The sequence below is a fragment of the Rothia sp. (in: high G+C Gram-positive bacteria) genome (assembly GCF_030540545.1).
In the GTDB taxonomy this organism is placed as follows: Bacteria; Actinomycetota; Actinomycetes; order Actinomycetales; family Micrococcaceae; genus Rothia.
Genome location: NZ_JAUNVZ010000119.1, coordinates 1 through 1066, shown reverse-complemented (window position 1 = coordinate 1066; position 1066 = coordinate 1). Strand labels below are relative to the sequence as shown.

Below are 1066 nucleotides of genomic sequence, written 5' to 3'. Positions count from 1 at the left end.
CTCACCCGTCTCGCTAAAAGCCAGCCGCAGGGGAGTGTTACGCTCGGCCACCAGAGAAATACGGCGGGCAGCCTCAGCTAGGTCAGAGGTGCGAATAACAGCGTGAATCTGTGTTTCTTCCGGGAATAGGGCACGAATATTTGGGTAATCCCCATCCATGAGCACGCTCGTGGTGCGGCGTGAAGCAGCCTCAAAGCCGATAAGCTCATGTGCATCTGGTAGGGCAATCGATAGTTCACCTGAACCAGCCAAAGTACGGCCTACTTCGGCAAGTGTTTTGGATTTGATGAGTACCTGTGCTGAGATCTCCGGGTTGGTGGGCGACCAGGTGAGTTCACGCATCGCCAAACGGTACCTGTCGGTGGCCAACAGGGTCATAGTGTCGCCCTGAACCTCCAGCCTAATTCCGGTAAGGATCGGCAGAGTTTCATCTTTTGATGCGGCCACCAGAACCTGGGAAACTGCCCGCGCAAACTCAGTACCGTCAACGGTACCCGAGACCTCCGGCAGCTCCGGCAGTTCTGGGTAGTCAACCAGCGGCATAGCAGCCAGCTGGAACTTTGCTGAACGACATGAAATAAACACCTTGGAATCAGATGCGGCGAACTCAACCGGTGCGCTGGGGAGAGAACGGCAGATGTCGGCGAGCATCTTACCGGGCACTAGGCAGGTACCATCCTGCTCAATATCCGCTTCAACTACCTGACGGGCGCTGATTTCATGATCGAATCCCGCAATAGCTACCTCACCGTTTTCTGCAGTAATCAGTAGCCCACTGAGTACTGGGGAGGTGGGCCGTGCCGGTAGTGAACGTGCGGTCCAGCCTACGGCCTCGGCCAATACATCGCGGTCGATGGTGAATTTCATGAGGCGCCTTTCAGAAGTAGCTGAAGAAAGTCCTAAACAAGTGCGGTGGTTCCCCGATAAGGGAACCTCTTCCATCCTACCGGAAAAGATGTAATTACAAGCTCAGATGAGGTGTACCGGGAACAGTGGAAGAAGGTAGAAGACTCAAGGATTTTTGTAATTACATCTTTTGTATGTCGACAGAAAGTCCTCAGAATAC

1 protein-coding gene is annotated in these 1066 nt (G+C 53.8%); it reads right to left on the bottom strand.

Annotation, left to right across the window (positions count from 1 at the left end):
• Positions 1-867 (bottom strand): DNA polymerase III subunit beta (gene dnaN, locus Q4P78_RS09345; protein ID WP_303340096.1); only part of this gene is annotated, 867 nt, incomplete at its 3' end.
• Positions 868-1066 lie beyond the last annotated feature (199 nt).